The 21384-nt window shown below is 72.0% G+C and carries 22 protein-coding genes; 9 read left to right on the top strand and 13 right to left on the bottom strand.

What is annotated here, in order from left to right; genetic code table 11:
- The first annotated feature begins 78 nt into the window (after nucleotides 1-78).
- Complete coding sequence (locus DMB42_RS25005) at nucleotides 79-714, top strand: alpha/beta family hydrolase (protein ID WP_125637445.1); 636 nt, start codon at nucleotides 79-81, stop codon at nucleotides 712-714.
- Here DMB42_RS25005 and DMB42_RS54345 read toward each other — a convergent pair.
- The gene (locus DMB42_RS54345) at nucleotides 671-868 is read right to left on the bottom strand and encodes a DUF5999 family protein (protein ID WP_125637444.1); all 198 of its coding nucleotides are present in this window, start codon (nucleotides 866-868) and stop codon (nucleotides 671-673) included. The genes DMB42_RS25005 and DMB42_RS54345 overlap by 44 nt on opposite strands.
- Nucleotides 869-1066: 198 nt before the next feature.
- A complete protein-coding gene (locus DMB42_RS24995) occupies nucleotides 1067-1627 on the bottom strand; it encodes a TetR/AcrR family transcriptional regulator C-terminal domain-containing protein (RefSeq protein ID WP_185844849.1) in 561 nt (186 codons plus the stop codon).
- A 122-nt stretch (nucleotides 1628-1749) separates the two neighbouring features.
- Here DMB42_RS24995 and DMB42_RS24990 point away from each other — a divergent pair, with 122 nt between their 5' ends.
- Nucleotides 1750-2148, top strand: a complete 399-nt coding sequence (locus DMB42_RS24990) for a hypothetical protein (protein WP_185844848.1) — start codon at nucleotides 1750-1752, stop codon at nucleotides 2146-2148.
- 76 nt (nucleotides 2149-2224) lie between these two features.
- On the opposite strand, the gene DMB42_RS24985 is transcribed toward DMB42_RS24990, so the two are convergent.
- From DMB42_RS24985 to DMB42_RS24975, 3 genes are all read right to left on the bottom strand, one after another.
- Nucleotides 2225-3556 (bottom strand): RNA polymerase sigma factor, encoded by a 1332-nt coding sequence (locus DMB42_RS24985; RefSeq protein ID WP_125637442.1) that lies wholly within the window; start codon nucleotides 3554-3556, stop codon nucleotides 2225-2227.
- A gap of 171 nt (nucleotides 3557-3727) precedes the next feature.
- Nucleotides 3728-4042, bottom strand: a complete 315-nt coding sequence (locus tag DMB42_RS24980) for a hypothetical protein (RefSeq protein WP_125637441.1) — start codon at nucleotides 4040-4042, stop codon at nucleotides 3728-3730.
- A gap of 43 nt (nucleotides 4043-4085) precedes the next feature.
- Complete coding sequence (locus DMB42_RS24975) at nucleotides 4086-5231, bottom strand: AMP-binding protein (RefSeq protein WP_125637440.1); 1146 nt, start codon at nucleotides 5229-5231, stop codon at nucleotides 4086-4088.
- An 82-nt stretch (nucleotides 5232-5313) separates the two neighbouring features.
- On the opposite strand from DMB42_RS24975, the gene DMB42_RS24970 reads away from it, so the two are divergent.
- Complete coding sequence (locus DMB42_RS24970) at nucleotides 5314-6207, top strand: o-succinylbenzoate synthase (protein WP_396983610.1); 894 nt, start codon at nucleotides 5314-5316, stop codon at nucleotides 6205-6207.
- Entirely contained in the window at nucleotides 6204-7865 is a 1662-nt protein-coding gene (menD, locus tag DMB42_RS24965; RefSeq protein WP_125637438.1) for a 2-succinyl-5-enolpyruvyl-6-hydroxy-3-cyclohexene-1-carboxylic-acid synthase, read from the top strand. The genes DMB42_RS24970 and menD overlap by 4 nt, the downstream gene beginning before the upstream one ends.
- Here menD and DMB42_RS24960 read toward each other — a convergent pair.
- Together DMB42_RS24960 and DMB42_RS24955 are read right to left on the bottom strand one after the other, a co-directional pair.
- Complete coding sequence (locus tag DMB42_RS24960; protein WP_125637722.1) at nucleotides 7855-8748, bottom strand: 5'-3' exonuclease H3TH domain-containing protein; 894 nt, start codon at nucleotides 8746-8748, stop codon at nucleotides 7855-7857. The two genes, menD and DMB42_RS24960, sit on opposite strands and share 11 nt — an antisense overlap.
- A 10-nt stretch (nucleotides 8749-8758) precedes the next feature.
- On the bottom strand, nucleotides 8759-10033 hold the full coding sequence (locus DMB42_RS24955) for a PP2C family protein-serine/threonine phosphatase (protein ID WP_125637437.1): 1275 nt from the start codon (nucleotides 10031-10033) through the stop codon (nucleotides 8759-8761).
- Between the two features lie 191 nt (nucleotides 10034-10224).
- Here DMB42_RS24955 and DMB42_RS24950 point away from each other — a divergent pair, with 191 nt between their 5' ends.
- The 5 genes from DMB42_RS24950 (at nucleotide 10225) to DMB42_RS24930 (ending at nucleotide 14511) form a co-directional block, all read left to right on the top strand.
- Nucleotides 10225-11325 (top strand): Xaa-Pro peptidase family protein, encoded by a 1101-nt coding sequence (locus tag DMB42_RS24950; protein WP_125637721.1) that lies wholly within the window; start codon nucleotides 10225-10227, stop codon nucleotides 11323-11325.
- Between the two features lie 5 nt (nucleotides 11326-11330).
- The gene (locus DMB42_RS24945; protein ID WP_125637436.1) at nucleotides 11331-12098 is read left to right on the top strand and encodes a protein phosphatase 2C domain-containing protein; all 768 of its coding nucleotides are present in this window, start codon (nucleotides 11331-11333) and stop codon (nucleotides 12096-12098) included.
- A gap of 195 nt (nucleotides 12099-12293) precedes the next feature.
- Entirely contained in the window at nucleotides 12294-13160 is an 867-nt protein-coding gene (locus tag DMB42_RS24940; protein WP_125637435.1) for a terpene synthase family protein, read from the top strand.
- A 248-nt stretch (nucleotides 13161-13408) separates the two neighbouring features.
- A complete protein-coding gene (locus tag DMB42_RS24935) occupies nucleotides 13409-14002 on the top strand; it encodes an ATP/GTP-binding protein (protein ID WP_125637434.1) in 594 nt (197 codons plus the stop codon).
- A gap of 23 nt (nucleotides 14003-14025) precedes the next feature.
- Complete coding sequence (locus DMB42_RS24930; RefSeq protein WP_125637433.1) at nucleotides 14026-14511, top strand: Lrp/AsnC family transcriptional regulator; 486 nt, start codon at nucleotides 14026-14028, stop codon at nucleotides 14509-14511.
- 23 nt (nucleotides 14512-14534) lie between these two features.
- Here DMB42_RS24930 and DMB42_RS24925 read toward each other — a convergent pair whose 3' ends face one another.
- The 6 genes from DMB42_RS24925 to DMB42_RS24900 all read right to left on the bottom strand — a co-directional run bounded on the left by DMB42_RS24925 (nucleotide 14535) and on the right by DMB42_RS24900 (nucleotide 21194).
- Nucleotides 14535-15509 (bottom strand): N-acetylglucosamine kinase, encoded by a 975-nt coding sequence (locus tag DMB42_RS24925; RefSeq protein WP_125637432.1) that lies wholly within the window; start codon nucleotides 15507-15509, stop codon nucleotides 14535-14537.
- Nucleotides 15509-16768 (bottom strand): 6-phospho-beta-glucosidase, encoded by a 1260-nt coding sequence (locus DMB42_RS24920; protein WP_125637431.1) that lies wholly within the window; start codon nucleotides 16766-16768, stop codon nucleotides 15509-15511. Before DMB42_RS24920 ends, DMB42_RS24925 begins: the two co-directional genes overlap by 1 nt.
- Entirely contained in the window at nucleotides 16765-17655 is an 891-nt protein-coding gene (locus DMB42_RS24915; protein WP_125637430.1) for a carbohydrate ABC transporter permease, read from the bottom strand. The genes DMB42_RS24920 and DMB42_RS24915 overlap by 4 nt, the downstream gene beginning before the upstream one ends.
- Entirely contained in the window at nucleotides 17652-18596 is a 945-nt protein-coding gene (locus DMB42_RS24910) for a carbohydrate ABC transporter permease (RefSeq protein WP_125637429.1), read from the bottom strand. Before DMB42_RS24910 ends, DMB42_RS24915 begins: the two co-directional genes overlap by 4 nt.
- Nucleotides 18597-18602: 6 nt before the next feature.
- Nucleotides 18603-19934: an ABC transporter substrate-binding protein gene (locus DMB42_RS24905; RefSeq protein WP_125637428.1), complete on the bottom strand. Its 1332-nt coding sequence runs from the start codon at nucleotides 19932-19934 to the stop codon at nucleotides 18603-18605.
- Nucleotides 19935-19997: 63 nt separating this feature from the next.
- Entirely contained in the window at nucleotides 19998-21194 is a 1197-nt protein-coding gene (locus DMB42_RS24900) for an ROK family transcriptional regulator (protein ID WP_125637427.1), read from the bottom strand.
- Nucleotides 21195-21384 lie beyond the last annotated feature (190 nt).

The raw sequence follows: 21384 nt of genomic DNA, 5'->3' as shown, positions 1-21384 counted from the left end.
GTCATCATCCCTGGTCTTCGGCGCGCCGTCATCCGACCTGGGAGCTAGGGGCGGATCCTCCCCAGGTACGGTGCTGCCATGGAGATCATGACTCCGCGAGGGCCCGCGCTGGTGCAGGTGGACGAGGTGGCCGAGCCCCGGCTGCTGCTGGTGCTGACCCACGGGTCGGCCGGGGGAGTGGACGCCCCCGACCTGCTGGCCGTCCGCGACGCCGCGCTCGGGGCCGGGGCGGTCGTGGCCAGGGTGTCCCAGGCGTTCCGGGTGGCGGGGGCGCGGGCGCCGGGCTCGGCGGTCAAGCAGGACGAGGCCTGGGAGATCGTGCTGGGCGAGCTGCGTGCCAGGTGGCCGGACCTGCCGCTGGTACAGGGCGGGCGGAGCAACGGAGCCCGGGTGGCCTGCCGTACGGCCTCGGCCGTGGGCGCCGCGGCGGTGGTCGCGCTGGCCTTCCCGCTGCACCCGCCGGGCAAGCCGGAGCGTTCCAGGGCCGAGGAGCTGCGCGGGGCCGGGGTCGACGTGCTGGTGGTGAACGGGGACCGGGATCCGTTCGGAGTGCCGGATCCGGCGGACTGCGCCCGGCTGGTGGTGCTGCCGGGAGAGGGCCACGACCTGAAGCGGGACCCCGCCCGGGTGGGCGAGGTCGTGGCCCGGTGGATCGGCGAACTGGCCGCCGTCAGGCGGCGCCGACCAGGGGGTCGGGCCGGTGCGGCGCGATGACGGTGCCGCTGGGCAGGAGCTCCCCGGTGTCCTCGAACAGGACGACGCCGTTGCAGAGAAGGCTCCACCCCTGCTCGGGGTGGCATGCGAGGGTGCGTGCTGCCTCGCGGTCCGGCGCCTCGGCAGACGGACAGGCCGGGTCGTGCGGGCACATCGGCGTGCCTCCGATATCTCGTGGGTGCTCCCGGGAGAGGGACGGGAGCGGCTCGGGTTTGTTGTTCTGGCAAGTGTGCGGCGTGTGTCACACGGTCCGACATAGCCCGTTCGGACTGTTACAGGAGGATCCCCCGATCGTGTGACCTTCGACACAGAGTGCCTTATGCAGGATAACGGGCCAAGCGTGACACGCGCACTACGTTTGCAACCCCTTAAGCAAAGCGTCGAGCCCTCTTTCGAAGTCCACATCGGCTCTTTCGTCACGCCTGACCCATTCATCAACTTCTGGGTCAGCCCATCCGGATTGCTGGACCTCGACCGCCACGCTGCCGAACACGAACGCCCGCAGCGCCCGTACGGCCTCAGGGGCGTCGCGCAGGCCCCCGTCGGCCAATTGCTCGGTCTGCTCGCTGATGGCCACCGCGGTGGCGCCCTTGGGCGGCTTGGTCAGGGCCAGCGCCAGCACGCCGGGATGCTCGCGCAGCAGCTCCCGGCCCGCCCGGCACCACGCCCTGGCCGTCTCCTGCCAGGTGGCCGCCTGCTCCACGTGCACGGACGTGACGTGCTCGGCCAGCGCGTCCATCAGCGCCTCCTTGCCCCGGGGCAGGTGGTGGTAGATGGCCATGGCCTCCACCTCCAGCGCGTCGCCCAGCCGGCGCATGGTGAGCCGGCGCAGGCCCTGGCTGTCGGCGATGTGGAGTGCGGCCTCGATGATGCGCTCGCGGGAGAGTGGGACGGGAGGTCGCTTTGCGGGCATGGTGATCATCTTACTGGGCGGCCCCGTCCGCCGCCCGGACTTCGGAGGCGGTGTCAGAAGGTGGTCACGGACGGCGTACCCTTGTCGGTTGAACAGCAAAGACTGCGTGAAGGGCAGGGTCGATGGCGTTTTTCCGTCCGCGGGTGAGCCGGGAGGCCGAGGTTCGCTACCACGCGGACCAGGAGATCTCCAAGAGCTTCCCGCAGCTGCTTGAGAAGGCCAGGCAGGCCGAGGAGACCGTGCGCGACCTGCGCGCCGCCGCGGCCGACGAGATCGAGCTGCTGGCCGCGGGCCGGGTGTTCGACGTCGCGCTGACCGAGGCGCTGCGGGCGGCCGAGGCGGGTCAGCGGGCCACGTTCGGCGTGCGCGCCTACGACGACCGCATCGCGCGCCGCAAGGCCAAGGCCACCCCCCGCGGGGCCATGTGGACGGCCGAGGTCGACCGGCTGCGCACGCTGCGCGAGGAGAACCGCATGTGGGGCATCCCGCGCATCCCCCGCCCGGTGCCCGCCACCGCCTGACCTCCGGCGACGGAAGAGCCCCGGCACCTGTGGTGTGCCGGGGCTCTTCGTGCGTGCCGGGATCTCCGGCGGCCGGTCAGCTGGCCCAGTCGAGCAGCGGACGGGTGTTGCTCGGGTGGCGCAGCTTCGACAGCGACTCCTTCTCGAGCTGGCGGATGCGCTCGCGGGTCAGGCCGAGGTGCTTGCCGATCTCGTCCAGGGTGTGCGGCTTGCCGTCCACCAGGCCGAAGCGCAGGGCCATGATCTTCGCCTCGCGCGGCGAGAGGTTGTCGAGCACGCCGCGCAGCTGGTCACCCAGCAGCTGGCGGTCGACGATCTCCGACGCCTCGGGCGAGTCGACGTCCTCGATGAGGTCGCCGATCGTGGTCTCGCCGTCCTCGCCGATCGTCGCGTTGAGCGAGATCGGCTGGCGGCTGGTGCGCAGCAGCTCCTCGATCTGGTCGGGGGTCTTGTCGAGCTCGACGGCCAGCTCCTCGGGCGTGGGCTCGCGGCCCAGCCTCTGGTGCATGTCACGCTCGACCCGCGACAGCTTGGAGAGCATCTCCAGCACGTGCACGGGCAGCCGGATCGTACGGGCGGAGTCGGCGAAGCCACGCTGGATGGCCTGCCGGATCCACCACATGGCGTAGGTGGAGAACTTGAAGCCCTTGGTGTAGTCGAACTTCTCCACGGCCCTGATCAGGCCCAGGTTGCCCTCCTGGACGACGTCCAGCAGCGACATGCCGCGGTCGGTGTACTTCTTGGCCACCGAGACGACCAGCCGCAGGTTGGCCTCCAGCATGTGGTCCTTGGCCTGACGGCCGTCCTCGACCACCAGGTTCAGGTCGTCGCGCACGGCCGACGGCGCGTCGGGGTCGGACTCCAGCTTGTACTCGGCGTACAGGCCGGCCTCGATCCGGCGGGCCAGCTCGACCTCCTGGGCGGCGGTGAGCAGCGTACGGCGACCGATCGACTTCAGGTACGTGTGCACCGAGTCGCCCATGACGGACTGGGTGTCGTCCAGGTCGTTGGCCTCGTTCTCGATCTCGACGTCCTCGGCGGTGAGCTCGATGTCGTCGGGGGCCACGTCCTCCTCGTGCTCCGGCTTGCCGTCCGCCGGGTTTTTTGCCTCGGCGGCCTTGCGGCCGGTAGCCTTTGCCCCGGAAGCCTTCCTCGGCTTCGGAGCGCTCGCGGTCTTCTGGGTGGTCTTCCTGGCGGCGGTCTTGGCCAGTGACGGCTCGTTCTCGGCGGCCAGGCTCACGCCGGCCTCCGAAAGCTCGCGCAGGATCGTGCGGCCTTCAGACGGGCTGATGCCGGCCTGGGCGAACGCGTCACGCAGCTCCGCCAGAGAAAGGTGACCCTGGGCTCGCCCTCGTTCAATGAGCTGGTCGAGAGTCGCGGGTGGGGTCGCCACGGCGGTTCTGGGCATGAGGACACCTCCTCCGTACGGAGTCGAAGCGATCAGGCAGGTTGTGGTGGGGCGGTGTTCACTCCGCACGGCACACCAGTATCAATAACGCCATCCGCCGTTATTTGTTCCCGGACGGATGAAAAAGGGGCGGAACGCCCAGAGGGCGCGCCACCCTGGGAAGGCGGGAATCTACTCCGCCACCTCGAAGTTTCCGGTCGCCTCGGGCATGGGCATCGGTTCGGCCTCCTCCATGCGCTTGTCGGTCCAGTAGTCGACGACCGCGCCCGGATCGGGGTTGACCTCCTTGGAGACCACGATGCCGTCGGTGTTGTCGGGCGCGGGGACCTGGACGCCGGTGGGCGGGGCCTGCTCGACCACGGCCCTGGTCTCCCTCGCGACCGCGTCGAGCTTGCCCGCCGAGGCGGCCGCCGCGACCGAGGCGCCACCGACGACGATCACGCCGACGACGCCCGCGGATGCCCACATCTTGCGGGTCTGGTTCATGAAGGCTCCCTTCCTTCTTCCGGTATGACGCAGCCGCACCCCGTCAGGTTCCTGTCCGCAGCCGTACGAGATCGGTCTTGCCGTTGGGCAGCAGTGGGAGGCCGGGGAGCAGGCGCAGGCCGCGGGGGGCGGCGTGGGCGGGCAGCCGGTCGCGGCAGTGGGCGCGCAACTCGGCCAGCGTGGGCGGCGCGGCCGGGTCGGCGGGCACCACGAACGCCGTCACCGCCTCGCCCCACTCCGGGTCCGGCAGGCCGGCCACGGCCACGTCCTTGACCTGGGGATGGGCGCCGAGAACCGCGGTCACGGCACCGGCCACGACCTTCTCGCCGCCGGTGTTGATGACGTCGTCGGCCCGGCCGAGCACGCGCAGGCGGCCGCCGGTCAGCTCGCCGAGGTCGGCGGTGACGAACCAGTCGCCGTCGAAGGCGGCCGGCTCGCCGAAGCGGTAGCCGGAGAACAACACGGGCCCGGCGATCCTGATCAGGTCGTCCTCGCCGATTTTGAGATCTACATTGTAAAGGGGCTGGCCGTCGTACACGCAGCCGCCGCTGGTCTCGCTCATCCCGTACGTGGTGAACACCCGAGCGCCGAGCTCCTCGGCCCGCTCGACCAGGCCCGCGCGCGGCGCCGCGCCGCCGAGCAGGATCGTGCGGAACACCGACAGGTCGGCCTCCATCTCGACCAGCCGGTGGAGCTGCGTCGGCACCAGGGACACGTGATGGGCCCCCGACGACAACACGGCCCGCGCGTCGAAGGAGGGGTGGATGACCGGCTCGCTGCCCGACAACAGTGCGCGGACCAGCACCTGAAGACCGGAGACGTGGGAGACGGGCAGGCAGCACAACCACCGGTCGCCGTCACCGGCCCCTATCCGGCCCAGCGAGGCCGCCGCCGAGGCGCGCAGCGCGGACGCCGACAACATCACGCCCTTGGGGACGCCGGTGCTGCCGCTGGTGGCGATCACGACCGCCACGTCGCCGGGGACGCCGGCGCCGCCGGCCAGCGGCTCGCCGTCGGCGTGGGTAGGGCGGAGGGTCTCCAGGACCCGGTGTTCGTGGCCCGGCTGAAGAGGCAGGACGGCGGGGCCGTCACCCGAGAGCGCGTCGCGGATCGCGGTGAAAAGGGCGGGTCCCGGAGGCTGCACAATGGCATGCAGCGGACGGTCCGGATGCGACGGGTTCCTCCACATGCTCGTAAGGTTAATGGCGACAGGTCGGACACAGGTGCAGGGTAGGGTCGTGACGCGTTCTCCCGTGGTCTTCCGGATTCCGATGCGGACGCGGTTCCGAGGACAGACCGTCAGGGAAGGCGTGCTGCTGCACGGCCCGGCGGGCTGGGGGGAGTTCTCCCCGTTCCCCGAGTACGGTCCGCGCGAGTGCGCCCGCTGGCTGGCGTGTGCCCGTGAGGCCGCCTTCGAGGGGTGGCCCGAGCCGGTGCGCGACAGCGTCCCGGTCAACGCCACCGTCCCGGCCGTCGATCCCGAGCAGGCCCATGAGCTGGTGCGGCGGTCCGGCTGCGACACGGCGAAGGTGAAGGTGGCCGAGCGCGGCCAGACGTTCGCCGAGGACCTGGCCAGGGTGGAGGCCGTACGCGACGCCCTGGGGCCGTCCGGGCGGCTGCGCGTCGACGTCAACGGCGCCTGGGAGGTCGGCGAGGCCGTCACCCGGATCAAGCGCCTCGACCGGTTCGGGCTGGAGTACGCCGAGCAGCCGTGCGCGACGCTGGAGGAGCTGGCGGCCGTGCGCAGGGCGGTCGACGTGCCGATCGCGGCCGACGAGTCGATCCGGCGCGCCGAGGACCCGCTGCGGGTCAGGGCGGCCGAGGCGGCCGACATCGCGGTGGTCAAGGTGCAGCCGCTGGGCGGGGTGCGCGCGGCGCTGCGCGAGGTGGAGTCCTGCGGGTTGCCCGCAGTGGTCTCCAGCGCGGTCGAGACGTCCGTGGGGCTGGCGGCAGGGGTCGCGCTGGCGGCGGCGTTGCCGTCGCTGCCGTACGCGTGCGGGCTCGGCACGATGTCGCTGCTGGCGGGCGACGTGGTGGAGGATTCGCTGGTGCCCGTGGAGGGACGGCTGCCGGTCCGCCGCCCCTCGGTAAATTTTCAGCATTTGTCGGAATTTGAGATTGAATCTCCCCAGTGGCTTGGCCGGATGCAGGAGGCGTCACGTTGAACCCCGCTACCGCGCTGGCCACGGTGCTCGTCGACGAGCTGGTGCGCTGCGGCCTGACCGACGTGGTGCTCGCCCCCGGCTCACGCTCGGCCGCCCTGGCCCTGGCCCTGCACGCCGAGTCGCGGGTGCGCCTGCACGTACGCATCGACGAGCGCTCCGCGTCCTTCCTGGCACTCGGCCTGGCCCGGCGCTCCGAACGGCCGGTGGCGCTCATCTGCTCCTCCGGCACCGCCGCGGCCAACTTCCACCCGGCCGTGATCGAGGCCAACGAGTCGGGCGCGCCGCTGCTGGTGCTCACCGCCGACCGCCCGCCCGAGCTGCGCGGCACCGGCGCCAACCAGACGATCGACCAGGTCAAGCTGTACGGCACCGCCGTACGCTGGTTCGCCGAGGTCGGCGTGCCCGAGGACCGGCCCGGGATGGTGGCCTACTGGCGTTCGCTGGCCTGCCGCGCCTACCAGCGCGCCGCCGGACCGGCCAACCCCGGCCCGGTGCACCTCAACCTGGCCTTCCGGGAGCCGATGATCCCCGACGGCGACACGAGCTGGTCCGAGCCCCTCGACGGCGGCGCCAACGGCCCCTGGGTACGCGCCCGGGTCGCGCCCCCGCCCATCGCCCTGCACATCCCGCCCACCAGGCGCGGCGTACTCGTGGTCGGCGACGGCGCGGCCAACGTACGGCGTTACGTGGCCGCCGCCGGCATGGCGGGCTGGCCGGTGTTGTCGGAGCCCAACGGCGGCGCCCGCTACGGCGACCACTCCATCTCCACCTACCACTACCTGCTGGGCACCCCCGAGTTCGCCGACGCCCACCGCCCCGACGTGGTCGTCACGCTGGGCCGCCCGGGGTTGTCGCGCCCGCTGCTGTCGTGGCTGCGGAGGGCCGAGGAGCACATCGTGGTCGCCCCGGACCTCGACCGCTGGCCCGACCCGACCAGGTCGGCCACGCAGGTCGCGCAGGCCGTGGAGATCCCGGTGGCCTCCGGCGACGACAGCTGGCTGCATGCCTGGCGGCAGGCCGACGCCGCGGTCAGGTCGGCCCTCGACGCGGTCCTGGACCGCTCCGGAACCAGCGAGCCGCGCCTGGCCCGCGACCTGGTCGACGCGCTGCCCAACGGCGCGCTGCTGTTCTGCGGCTCCTCGATGCCGATCAGGGACCTCGACCAGGCCATGCGGCCGCGGCGCGGGATCAGGCTGATGGCCAACCGGGGCGCCTCGGGCATCGACGGGCTGGTGTCCACGGCCATGGGGGCGGCGCTGGCGCACAACGGGCCCTCGTACGCGCTGCTCGGCGACCTGTCGTTCCTGCACGACCAGAACGGGCTGATCCTCGGGCCGCGCGAGCCCAGGCCGGACCTGTGCCTGGTGGTCGTCAACAACGACGGTGGCGGCATCTTCTCGCTGCTGCCGCAGGCGGCCGTCCGCGACTCGTTCGAGCGGGTCTTCGGCACGCCGCACGGCGTGGACCTGGCGTACGTGGCGGCCTCGACGGGGACGCCGTACACGCTGCTCGGGGACGTCAGCGAGCTGCCCAAGGCGATGCGCGGCGAGGGGCCGAGGGTGGTGGAGGTGCGTACCGACCGCGAGGAGAACGCGGCCGTGCACGGCCGCCTGCGCGAGGTGGCCCAGGACGCCGTGCGCGAGTTCCTCAGCTCCTGAGCGCCTCCAGCAGGCGGTTGAGCGGGCTGTCGAGGCCGTAGCGGTCGGCCAGCGCGACCAGGGCCTCGGGGTCGCGCGGCTTGTCCGGCAGCGTCAGGTCGGCGGCGGGTAGCGGGGCGTCGGAGGCCACCTCGACCACGGCCGGCGCGGCGTCGAGGTAGTCGCGGGCGGCGGCCAGGCGGTTGCGGCTGCCGGCCGGGAAACCCTCGGTGAGGCCGGAGTCGAGCGCCGTGAGCAGCGCGTCGAGCGAGCCGAACCGGGTGATCAGCGCGGCGGCCGTCTTCTCGCCGACGCCGGGCACGCCGGGCAGGCCGTCGCTGGGGTCGCCGCGCAGGGTGGCGAAGTCGGCGTAGGCGCGGCCGGGGATGCCGTACTTGGCGGTGACGAACGCCTCGTCGACGAACTGCAGGTTGCGGATGCCGCGCGCGGTGTACAGGACGCGGACCGGGCGGGAGTCGTCGACGAGCTGGAACAGGTCGCGGTCGCCGGTGACGATCTCGACGGCGCCCTCGGCCTGGTGGGTGAGGGTGCCGATGACGTCGTCGGCCTCGTAGCCGGGCGACTCGGGACGGGCGATGCCGACGGCGTCGAGGACCTCGTTGATGACGGCGATCTGCGGCACCAGCGCCTCGGGCACCTCCTCCACGTCGCCGTGGGCCACCCGGTGCGCCTTGTACGTCGGGATCGCCGCCACCCTGAAGGCGGGCCGCCAGTCGGCGTCCATCGTGGCGGCCAGCGCGGCCGGGGAGTGCCGGCGTACCAGCGTGGCGATCATGTCGATGAGGCCGCGTACCGCGTTGACCGGCGAGCCGTCGGGCGCCTTGATCGACTCGGGGACGCCGTAGAAGGCCCGGAAGTAGAGGGACGGTGTGTCCAGAAGCATGAGCACCCGTCTATGGTCGCACTCCCGCCGCCCTCCCGTCCGGCTCCGGCGCTCCCGGCCCCTCCTGTGGCTCCGGGACGGCGACGGCCAGCAGGCAGGCGTCGTCCTCGGGGTTGGGGCCGCCGATCTGGGCCAGGAGGCGGTCGAGCCCGGCTTCGAGGTCGTGGGCCGACAGGCCGCGGGCGGCGGCGAGGACCAGCTCCAGGCCGACGTCGATGTCGCGGGTGCGCCGCTCGACCAGCCCGTCGGTGAACATCAGCAGCAGGTCGCCGGGGCGCAGCCGGGTGCGGGCCAGCTCGTAGGGGCGGCCGGAGACCGCGCCGAGCAGCACGCCGGGCGGCCTGCCCAGCCTGGTCGCCAGGCCGCCGCGGACGAGGATGGGGTCGAGGTTGCCCGCCTGGCCCCAGGTGAACAGCAGCGTGGCGGGGTCGAGGTGGCCGATGACGGCCGTGGCGGTGGTGTCCTTGAGCTGGTGGAGGACCAGGTCGTTGAGCCAGGACAGCAGGCGGTCGGCGGGCTTGCCGGTCATGGTGAGGCCGACGAGCGCGTGGCGCAGGTGGGCCATGTGGGCGATGGCGGGCAGGCCGTGGCCCGACACGTCGCCGATGGCCAGCAGCAGCCGGCCGTCGGGGGTGGTCGCGGCCTCGAACCAGTCGCCGCCCAGGCTCGCGGTCTTCTCGGCGGGCACGTAACGGACGGCGATCCTGGCGCCGGGCAGGTCGAGGCAGCCGGTGGGCGCGGGCAGGATGGCCTCGCGCAGCGCCAGCATCACGTTGCGCTCCTCGGCCGCCTGCTCGCGGGCCTCCAGGAGCTGGCGGCGCGACTCCGACATCATGCGCTCGGCCCGGCGGCGGCCGGTGATGTCCTGGATGACGCCGTGCATGCCGACCGGGCCGCCGGGCGCCATCAGCGGTTCGAGCACGACGCGCAGGTCGCGCAGCTCGCCCGTGCCGCGCCTGACGCGGAACTCGGCGTGGACGGGCTCGACGCCCTCCACCACGTGCCACAGCAGCCGGTCGAGCGCGTCGAGGTCGGCGGGCTCGACCATGGCGGCCAGGTCGGGAAGGGACAGCGGGCCCTCCTCGCGGTCTCTCCCGAAGATCGCGTAGACCTGGTCGGACCAGATGGCCGCGCCGGTGCGCAGGTTCCACTCGGCCCAGCCCATGTTGCCGAGCCGCTCGGCGTGGGCGAGCCGGACGGACAGCAGCTCCGCGCCGGCTCCGCGGCCCCGCTCGTGCGGGACCTCCTGCCTGACCAGCTCTGCCGCGCCTGCGAAGTCGACCATGGCCTCACTCTCAAACTGCAGTGGAACTGGACAATTGGCCCCACACTACGTGATCGATGTGGAACGGAGTGTAGTCAGGGGTCGCTGTGTTGTGAGAAGTTTTCGCGGATTTTAGCCGTGGGCGGACAAGCGGCCTGCTGGAGTGGGGGCGCCGGTCGTCCGAGTAGATTTGGCCTGTGACGTCCTCAGACTTGTATCCCGTGTCCCGTCTGGCCGCCGCGCAGGAGGCCACCGCCAAGGCCGGGCTCGACGCCCTGCTGCTCACGCCGGGGCCCGACCTGCGTTATGTCAGCGGTTATGACGCCAAGCCGCTGGAGCGGCTGACCTGCCTCGTGGTGCCCGCCTCCGGCGAGGCGTACATGATGGTGCCGCGTCTTGAGCTGCCGGCCGCGCAGGCCTCGCCCGCCTCCCGGCTCGGGCTGGAGTTCGTGGCCTGGGACGAGACCGACGACCCCTACGCCATCGCCGCCGCCCGGCTCGGCCGGGTGGCCAAGGTGGGGCTGGCCGACCGCATGTGGGCCATGTCGTCGCTGCGCTTCCGCGAGGTGCTGCCGGAGACCGAGCAGGTGCTGGCCGGCACGGTGCTGCGCGAACTGCGCATGCGCAAGTCGCCCGCCGAGGTGGCGGCCCTGCGTGAGGCGGGGGAGGCCATCGACTCCGTCCACCGGCAGGTGCCGGGGCTGCTGCGCGCCGGGCGCACCGAGCGCGAGGTGGGCCGTGACATCGCCGAGCTGATCCTGGCCGCCGGCCACGACAGCGTCGACTTCGTCATCGTCGCCTCCGGGCCCAACGGCGCCAGCCCCCACCACGACGTGTCCGACCGGGTGATCCAGGCGGGCGAGCCGGTCGTGGTGGACATCGGCGGCCAGCTCCACAACGGCTACTGCTCCGACTCCACGCGCACCTACTGCGTGGGCGAGCCGCCGGCCGAGTTCGCCGCCTACTACGAGGTGCTGCGCCGCGCCCAGGACGCGGCCTGCGCGGCGGTGCGGCCGGGCGTGTCGTGCGAGTCGATCGACGCCGCGGCCCGCGACGTCATCACCGAGGCCGGTTACGGCGACTACTTCATCCACCGCACCGGCCACGGCATCGGCATCGAGACGCACGAGGAGCCGTACATCATCTCGGGCAACGGCGAGCCGCTGGAGGCCGGGTTCGCCTTCTCCGTCGAGCCCGGCATCTACCTGCCCGGCCGCCACGGCGCCCGGATCGAGGACATCGTCGTCTGCACCGAGACCGGCGGCGAGCGGCTGAACAACACGCCGCGCGAGCTGGTGACCGTCCAGCCGTAACAGGCGTGTTCACCGAGGTCAGATACGCCACCCGGCCGGGGTCGGCGCGGCCCAACGAGGACCTGGCGGTGGCCGGGCCCTCGTGGGCGGTCGTGCTCGACGGCGCCACGGCGGCGGCCGGGGCCGGCGGCGGGTGCGCCCACGGCGTCGCGTGGCTGGTCGGGCGGCTCGGCGGGGCGCTGGCCGCCGGGCTGGCCGCGGGCGGGCGCGCCCCGCTGGGCGACGTCCTGGCCGAGGCCATCTCCGTCACCATGGGCGCCCACGCGGGCACCTGCGACCTGGACGATCCCGACTCCCCGTCGGCGACCGTGGCCATGCTGCGCTTCGGCGGGGGAGTGGTGGAGTACCTGGTGCTGGGGGACTCCCCGGTCGTGCTCGCGCGGGCCGGGGGCGGGACCGAGGTCATCGGGGACGACCGGGTGGAGCGGCTGCCGGGCGGGCGGCCGTACTCGCTGGAGCTGGTGCGGCGCATGCGCAACGCCGACGGCGGGTTCTGGGTGGCCTCCACCCGGCCCGAGGCCGCCGGGCGGGCGGTCAGCGGGGTGGTGGAGGCGGCGGGGCTGCGCGGCGCCGGGCTGTTCACCGACGGGGTGACGCGGCTGGTCGAGTGGTACGGGTGGAGCTGGGAGTCCGTGCTCGCCGAGCTGACCGGCGGGGGGCCGGAGGCGCTCATCTCGGCGGTGCGGGAGCTGGAGGCGGCGCGCGGGCCGGTGCGCGGCAAGCGCCACGACGACGCCACCGCCCTGTGGGCGGGTTTCCCGCTCATCGCCTGACCTGGGGCTTCTCGCGGGTGGGGCCCTCACGGCTTTCCGGGGCGGCGTACGGACTACTGGGCTCGGGCTGGCCCCCCAGGTCGGCGATGCCTTGATCGGCAGTACGTGATCATGAAACAATTCCCCGGCAGGTGTATTCGTCCGGGGTGTTGGGGGGCGTCGCCATGATGTGCGAACCATCCGGGCGGCGCTAGGGTGCCCGGCGAGGAGCTGGACGAGGCGTTCAGGCTCGGCCGCACCTGCGCGCTGGCCGCCGAGTGCGGCAGAGACCTGCGGCGCTGCGCCCAGATGTACGACGGCCTGTTCCCAGCCGCGGCCTTCGACGACGAGTTCTACCACGCCCTGACCCTCGGCACCGCCTTCAGCGCCCCCTGGGCTGGCGCGGGCGGGCTGAAGGCGGTCAACCGCAGCGCCCTGTGGGTGCTGGCCGTCGGCCGCCTGGTCGACCACACCGCCACCACCCGCGAGCAGGTCGAACGGCTGACCCGCGACTGCCTGGCGGTCGCCCGCGGCGCGGTGCCGCGGTCGGCGGCCACCCGTTTCCTGGCCGACCTGCGCGACGAGCTGGCGACGGCCGAGAGGTTCGGCGCGGCGCGGCGGCTCTGGCACGACCAGCTCGCCAGGACGCTGGCCGGGATGGCCAGGGCGTGGGTGTGGCGGGAGACCCGCGCCGTGCCCACGCTGGAGCACTATCTTGACAACGCCGACAGCCGTGGCTCCTGCTTCGTGGACCTGTCGCACTGGATCTACACCGGCGACGGCTGGATCGGCGGCCACCTGGAGGAGGCGCGGGCGGTCAGCCGGCAGGTCCAGCGCTACCTCCACCTGCTCGGCGACGTCGCCTCCTACCGCAAGGACCTCAACTGGGGCGACCTCAACGTCCTGGGGCTCGGCGTCACCGGCGGCGAGGTCGCCGAGACGATGGACGGCCTGGCCCGCGAGGCGACCGGCCTGATCGAGGCGCTGCGCGGGTGCAGCCCCCGTACGGCCGCCTACCTGCGGCGACGGATCGGCTTCAACGCCGGCTTCACCGGCATTTCGGACTTCGGTCCTGCAACCTAACGATCTCATCGAATATCCTGACAAGAATCTTGACTTTCCCGCACAAGCCAGGCGACTTATGGGACTACCGGCGATAAATCGTGACATTTTGTTCCTTGTAAAAATTTGTGTCTTGAGTGGAAAATGTGGCGTTGCTAGGGTGGCTCGATGCCAGGCATGTGGGACGACCTTCACAACACGCCTTGACAGATACCACTGACCATGGGCGAAGGTCGCACGTGCGCGCGGACCTGTACGGGCGGTGCTGGATGGAATTCGGTCGCGTCGACCGCTGGCGGCTCCCGACCGCCATCAAGATCTTGATCGCGGGCGGGTTCGGCGCGGGCAAGACCACGATGGTCGGCGCCGTGTCCGAGACCCGCCCGCTGCGCACGGAAGAGGCGCTCACCCACGTCGGCACGCACGTGGACGACCTGTCGGGCGTCGAGCGCAAGCTCACCACGACCGTCGCCATGGACTTCGGCCGCATCACCATCCGCGACGACTACATGCTCTACCTGTTCGGCACCCCGGGCCAGGAACGTTTCTGGTTCGTGTGGGACGAGCTGGCCATGGGCGCGCTGGGCGCCGTCGTGCTGGCCGACACCCGCCGCCTGGCCGACTGCTTCCCGGCCGTCGACTACTTCGAGAAGCGCGCGCAGCCGTTCATCATCGCGCTCAACTGCTTCGACGGCACCAGGCCCTTCACCGTCGGCGAGGTGCGCCGGGCCATCGGGCTGGAGCCCGACGTCCCCATCGTGCTGTGCGACGCCCGCAGGCGCGACTCGGGCCGCCAGGTGCTCATCACCCTGGTCGAGCACGCGATGAACAGAGGGGTCGCTCCCGTCGGGACCATGTCGTGACCATCACCGGCTACCTTTGACCGATGGAGGAGATCGACCGCCGGATCGTCACGCTGCTCGCCCACGACGGCCGCATGAGTTTCACCGACCTGGCCAGGGAGACCGGGCTCTCCGTCTCCGCGGTCCACCAGCGCGTACGCCGCCTGGAGAAGCGCGGGGTCGTCCGCGGCTACGCCGCCATCATCGACCACGACGCGATCGGCCTGCCGCTGACCGCGTTCGTCTCGATCAAGCCGATCGACCCCGCCGCCCCCGACGACGCCCCCGTACGGCTGGCCCACCTGAGCGCCATCGAGGCCTGCCACAGCGTCGCCGGGGACGAGAGCTACATCCTCAAGGTCCGGGTGGCCTCGCCGGTGGCGCTGGAGGACCTGCTCCAGCAGATCCGCGCCTCGGCCAACGTCTCCACCCGTACGACGGTGGTCCTGAGCACCCCCTACGAGCACCGCGCCCTCGTCGCGGCCCCCGAGACCGCCCCCGGCGAGGCCGGGCAGGACGCCCCGGCCTGACCCCGCCGACGCCCCCGGGCCGGTCAGCGACGGACCGGGGGCTCGAAACGCGCCCGCAGGCGGGCCAGCGCGGCCTCCGGGGCGCCCAGGTGATCCAGCCCCAGCAGCGCCGCGCCCGCCACCGGCGGCAGGTCCGGCACCACGAGCTTGGCCTGCGCCGCCCTGGCCGCGAACGCCGACTCCAGCAACGAGGTCAGCAGCGGGTCCCCGGCGGTCAGCATGCCGCCGCCGAGCACCACCTCGACCGGCGTCTCCAGCAGGCCGAGCCGCCGCAGGCACACCTCGGCCATCACGGTCACCTCCTCGGCCTGCCGCCGGGCCAGCTCGCGGGCGAGCGCGTCACCGGCCGCCGCGACGGCCAGCACGCCGGGGGCCAGCTCGTGCAGCCGTCCCTCGTCCACGCGGCCGAAGTGCAGGTCGAGCACCAGTTCCTCGACGGTCGCCGTGCCGAAGTGGCTGGTGACGAGCTCCACCAGGGCGGTCGGCGCGCCGCGGCCGTCCTCGGCGCGCACCGCGTGCCACAACGCCTCCTCGGCGACGCCCTGGCCGCCGCCCCAGTCGCCGCTGAGGCGGCCGAGCGAGGGGAAGCGGGCCACCTGGCCGGTGGGGGAGACGCCGATCGCGTTGATGCCCGCGCCGCACACCACCGCGACCCCCCACGGGGCCGAGGTGCCGGCCCGCAGCAGCGCGAAGGTGTCGTTGCGCACCACCACGTCGCCGAACCCGCGCGCGGCGAACTCCGCGGCCAGCGCCTCCTCCTCCACCGGGAAGTCGGCCCCGGCCAGGCAGGCCGACACGTGCTCGAACGCCGGGGCCGGCACGCCGCAGCGGTCCGCGGCCTGCGCCACCACGTCCACGGCCGCCGCCACGCCCGCGCTCTGCGGCTCGAAGGGGCCCGTCCGGGCGGTCGCGACCACCTCGCCGTCGGCCGTGACCACCGCGACGTCGGTCTTGCTGTTGCCGCCGTCGACGGCCAGGAGCAGCCGGGGGCCCGCCACTAGGCCACCGTCCAGGGCAGGTGCGCGCGGTTGGCCTCCAGCAGCAGGCCCGTCAGCTCCTCGGCGATCTCGTCCTGGCCGATCAGCGGGTGCGCCAGCAGGGCGTCGCGCACCCGGTCGGCGCCGCCCTGGCGGGCGGCCTCCAGGGCCAGGGTCTCGTACGCCGACACGTGCGCGATCAGCCCCGCGTACAGCGGCTCGACGGGTGGCACCGGCAGCGGCGCGGCGCCCGACGCGGTGATCGCGGCGGGCACCTCGATGACCGCGTCGTCCTCCAGGAAGGGCAGCGTGCCCCGGTTGCGTACGTTGACGACCTGGGTGTCGCCGCGGTCGCCGAGCAGCGAGGCGATCAGCGCCACGGCCGACTCGGAGTAGAAGGCGCCGCCCCGCTGGGCCAGCAGCTCGGGCTTGGTCACCACCGACGGGTCGCCGTACATCTCCAGCAGCCGCCTCTCCATCTCCGCCACCTCGGCCGCCCGCGACGGCTTGGCGCGCTGCTCGCTCACCACCGCGTCGTGGGCGTAGAAGTAGCGCAGGTAGTAGGACGGGACGACACCCAGCCGCCTGATCAGCTCCAGCCGCAGCCCGAGGGCGGCGGCGATCTCCTCGCCACCCCGCTCGATGATCTCGGGCAGCACGTCCCGGCCGTCGAGGTAGACGGCCCGCTCCCAGCTCAGGTGGTTCAGCCCGACGTGGCCGAGCGTCAGGCGCGCGGGGTCCACGCCCAGGCCCTCGGCGAAGTGGCGCTGGAACCCGATCGCCACGTTGCACAGCCCGATGGCCCGGTGGCCGGCGTCGAGCAGCGCCCTGGTGACGATCCCGACCGGGTTGGTGAAGTCGATGATCCAGGCGTCGGGCGCCTCCCGGCGTACGGTCTCGGCCAGCTCCAGCACGACCGGGACCGTACGCAGCGCCTTGGCCAGGCCGCCCGCGCCCGTCGTCTCCTGGCCCTGGCAGCCGCAGCGCAGCGGCAGCGTCTCGTCCACGTTCCTGGCCGCCTGCCCGCCCACCCGCAGCTGGAACAGCACGACCTGGGCCCCCGCGACCCCCTCGGCCACCGAGGACGTGGCCAGCACGCGCGCCGGATGCCCGGCGTGCGCCAGCATGCGCCGCGACATCCCCGACACCAGCTCCAGACGGGACGGATCCGGATCGACCAGGGCGATCTCCGTCACCGGCAGCTCGTCCCGCAGCCGCGCGAACCCGTCGATCAGCTCCGGCGTGTACGTCGAGCCGCCCCCGACCACGGCGAGTTTCAACCCTTCACTCCTGTCAAGGTCACGCCCTCGATGAACACCTTCTGGGCGAAGAAGAACACGATGATCACCGGGGCGGTCACCAGCAGGGTGGCGGCCATGGTGAGGTTCCACTGCACGCTGTGGAACGCCTTGAACGTGGCCAGGCCGAGCGACAGCGTCCAGCCCTCCTGTTCCACGCCGGCGTACAGCAGCGGGCCGTAGTAGTCGTTCCAGCAGTAGAAGAACTGGAACAGGGCGACGGCGGCGACGGCCGGGCGGGCCATCGGCAGGATCACCCGCAGCAGCGTCCGGACGTCCGAACAGCCGTCCACCTTCGCCGCGTCGATGTACTCGCGCGGGATCGTGATCAGGAACTGCCGGAGCAGGAAGATCGAGAACGCGTCGCCGAACAACATCGGCAGGATCAGCGGCCACAGGCTGTCGGTCAGCCCCAGCCGTGCCCACACCAGGTAGATCGGCACCGCGATGACCTGCGGCGGCAACATCATCGCGGTGATCACCAGCAGGAACGCCGCCCGCCGCCCCCTGAACCGGAACCGGGCCAGCGCGTAGGCCACCGGGACCGAGGAGACCAGCGTGAACACCGTGCCGAGGCCCGCGTACAGCAGGGTGTTGATCCCCCAGCGCAGCAGCTTCGACTTCTCGAACACCAGCACGAAGTTGTCGAAGTTCCACGTACGCGGCCACAGGTCGCCGGTCAGCGCCTGCTCATCGGTCATCAGCGCGGTCAGCGTCAGGAACACCACCGGCGCCAGGAACATCAGGGCCAGCACGATCGCCGTCGCGTGCGTGGCGATCCACACCAGCGTGCGCCGCCGCCGCGCCCTGGCGCCCGCCCGTCGCGCGGGCGCCACCGGCGGGGCCGGGGCGGTCATGGTCGCGCTCATATCGCCTCCTCGGCCCGGCGGAACTGCCGCAGCAGGATCAACGTGAAGATCATCGACGTGGCGAACAGCAACAGCGCCAGCACGCACGCGTAGCCCATCGTCCAGTCGCGGAACCCTGACTGGAACAACCACTGCGGCAGCGTCAGCAGCGACTCGTCCGGGTAGCCGGGGGTGAAGGCCGAGCCGGGGGAGTCGGTCGAGCCCGAGGCCACCCTGGAGGCGATCATCGCCTGCGTGAAGTACTGCAGGGCGTAGATGACGTTGGTGACCAGGGCGAACATCAGCACCGGCGCGATCGTCGGCAGGGTCACGCTGCGGAACTGCCGCCAGGCGCCGGCGCCGTCGATGGCCGCGGCCTCGTACAGGTGCTTGGGGACGTCCAGCAGCGCCGCCATGAAGATCACGGCGAGCTGGCCGCAGCTCCACAGCGACAACAGCGTCAGGCTCGGCTTGGACCAGGCCGGGTCGCCGAACCAGTCGGGCCCGTGGATCCCGAACAGGGCCAGGAACTTGTTCCACGGCCCGGTCGCCGGGTTCATCAGGAAGACGAACGTGATCGTCCCGGCCGCCAGCGGGACCAGCGAGGGCAGGTAGAAGATCGTCCGCAGGATGCCGATCCCGGCCTTCAGCCTGACCACGAGCTGGGCCAGGGCCAGGGAGAACAGCACCGTGGCGGGCACCATGATCGCCACCAGCCACAACGTGTTCTTCGCCGACATCCCGACCCTCGGGTCGTGCAGCAGGTACGCGTAGTTGTCCAGCCCGATGAACTCCGGCGTGCTGGTCATGTCGTAGCGGTAGAAGGAGAAGTACACCGTGGACAACAGCGGATAGACGAAGAAGACCGACACTCCGACGATCCACGGCGACAACCACAGCAGGGCGCGCAGGCCCTCGCCGCGCCGCCATCGCGACGGCGCGGCGTGAGGGGACGAGGCCATCGCGGATCAGCCCCCGGACAGCTTCAGCTTGTCGTCGATCTGCTTGTCCACGCCCTTGAGCCCGGCGTCCAGATCGGTGACCGCGCCCTTCTCCCACTTGACGACGAAGGTCGCCAGCGCCTCCTGGTTGAAGACGCTGTTGACGCTCGGCGGCAGCGTCGACGTCTTGGGGTGGGCGAAGACGTCGAGGAAGGTCGCGAAGTTCGCGTCCTTGGTCAGGTCGGGCGATTCCATCGCGGCCTTGGTGGTCGGCACGTTGCGCAGGGCGTTGGACAGCGTCACCAGCGAACTGGTGTCGGTGGTCAGGTACTTGACCAGCTCCCACGCCTGCTGCGGGTTCTTGGCGCCCTTGGGCACGCCGATCACGGTGCCGGCGGTGAAGCCGCTGCCGTACAGGTCGGGTTTGTCGTCGGCGACCGGCAGGGGAGCGGTGGCGTAGTCGAGGTCCTTGGCGTCGTTGGCGATCATGGCGTTGCGCCACTCGCCGTCCAGGACCATGGCCACCTTGCCCTTGTAGAACGGGTGGTCGGCGCTCCACTCGTCGCCCAGGCTCTTGCGGAACTTCTCCAGCTTGTCGTAGCCGTACCAGTCGATGAGGTCCTTCTGCCAGCGCAGCAGCGCCTTCCACGCCGGGTCGGTGCCGACGGCCGAGGTGCCGTCGGCATTGTACCAGGTGGCGCCGACCATGGGGGCGAGGTGGCTGGGGCTGTTCTCGTAGTACTGGGTGCTGGGGATGAACCCGGCCACCTTGATGTCGCCGTTCGCGTCCCGGACGGTCAGCTTCTTGGCCAGGTCGGCCAGTTCGGTCAGCGTCTTGGGCGGCTGGTTGCCCTTCATCAGGGCCTTGTTGTAGTACATGCCGTACGCGTCGGCCAGCAGCGGCAGCGTGCACTGCCGGCCGCCGAAGCCGGTGTAGGAACGTGCCACCTCGGGCAAGACCGACAGGTCGATCCCGTCCTGCTTGATCACCGGCGTGAGGTCTTGGAACGATCCCGACTTACACCATTGGGCCACGTTGTCCGTGGTGAACGAGGCCGCCACGTCCGGCGCGTTGCCGCCCCGGATGGCCTGCGTGATCTGGTCGTCCTGGACGCCCTTGGTGGCCTTGACGGTGATCTGCGGGAACTTGGCCTGAAATCCGGCGATGGCCTGCTCGAACGCCTTGACCTCGGCGTCGGTGGAGAATCCGTGCCAGAGCTGGATGGTGGCCGCCGGGAGGGCCGCTGAGGCCGAGCCCGAGGGCCGGGGCTGGGAGCCGAGCGAGGGCCCGGCCTCCCTGCCGGCGGTGCAGGCGGTGAGCGCGAGGATCGCGACGGCCGCCAGGGGGACGAAGCGCACTGGGGTGCCTCCTGCTGCTGGGGGGTCATGAAGGAGAGAGTGCGGAACGGGAAGAAAAGGGGCTTACGACGGGACCGTGGAGCTGAAGACCTCGTCGCGTACGGTGTCGAGGGCCAGGCCGAGCGCGCCGGCCAGCACGGGGTTGCCCTCCACGCTCGACAGGCGCACGGCGGGCCTCGGGATGGTCAGGGCGTGCAGCTCGTGCTCGACCAGCTCGCGCAGCGGCTCGCCGCCCGACAGCACGACGCCGCCGGTCAGCACGATCAGGCCGGGATCGATGACGGAGGTGATGGCCGCCAGGCCCACGGCAAGGCGGGCGGCGATGTCGCGCAGCCCGGCCTTGGCGTCGTCGGCCTTGTGCCCCGCCCCCTCCGCCACGCGCACCGCCTTGGCGATGGCCTGACGGAAGTCGGTGCCGTGCACGCCGTACGAGCGCAGCAGCCGCAACACGGCCGGGCCGCCGGTCAGCGCCTGGTAGCCGTGGTTGGCGTAACGGCCGGCCTCGCGGGCCGTGGGCGCGCCCGGGGTCGGCATGTAACCCACCTCGCCCGCGCCGCCGGTCGCGCCCCTGTGCATGCGCCCGCCGAGCACGATGGCCGAGCCGATGCCCTCGTCCGCCCACAGCAGGACGAAGTCGGGGTGCCCGCGGGCCGCGCCGTGCGCCTGTTCGGCAAGGGCGACCAGGTTGACGTTGTTCTCCACGTCCACGGCCACGCCGAGACCCGCGCTGAGGGTGGGCACCAGGTCGTCGATCTGCCAGCCGGGGACGTCCTTGGCGGCGGCGTAGCCGAGCCTGCCGGTCGCCGGGTCGATGGCCGCCTGCACGCCGATCACGACCCGGCGCAGCTTGTCCGGCGGGTTCGCCCCGGCCAGCGCCGCGCCCAGCCGGTCGACCAGCTCGCCGCCCGGCCGCCGGGGCGTCGGCAGCGTGTACGAGCCCACGACCGTCCCGGTGATGTCGGCGACGCGGGCCTCGATGCGGTCGGGTGCGACGTCGAGCGCGCCCACGTAGGCCGCGGCCGGGTTGATCCGGTAGACCTCGGCGGTACGGCCCGGCAGGCCCTCCCTGATGCCGTCCAGCACGACCAGGCCGGCCTCCTGGAGGCGCGACAAAAGCTGGGAGGCGGTCGGCTTGGACAGGCCCGTCAGGGCGCCCAGCTCCGGACGGGTCAGCGACCCGCGTTCGAGAAGCGCCCGCAGGGCCGCGCGGTCGTTGATCGCACGCAGCAGACTGGGCGTCCCGGGAACTGGACCGCTCATCAAGAGGACTCCTTCACGCGAAGTTAGGAAACTTTCCTAACTCGTGAACATAGGGAGTTCTCCCATACTGGTCAAGAGGGCGAAACCAAGCCGTGACCCGGCAGGGGGAAGGGAAGATGGGAGTGCCTCGACAGGCATGCTAATGTCGTCGTTTGTAGTAACAACAAGCAGAATGGCCCGGAGTGTCCCA

The organism is Nonomuraea sp. WAC 01424 (assembly GCF_003947315.1).
GTDB classification, from domain to species: domain Bacteria; phylum Actinomycetota; class Actinomycetes; order Streptosporangiales; family Streptosporangiaceae; genus Nonomuraea; species Nonomuraea spiralis.
Note: the sequence above shows the minus strand (reverse complement) of the source record. Positions and strands in the feature narration are given on the sequence as shown.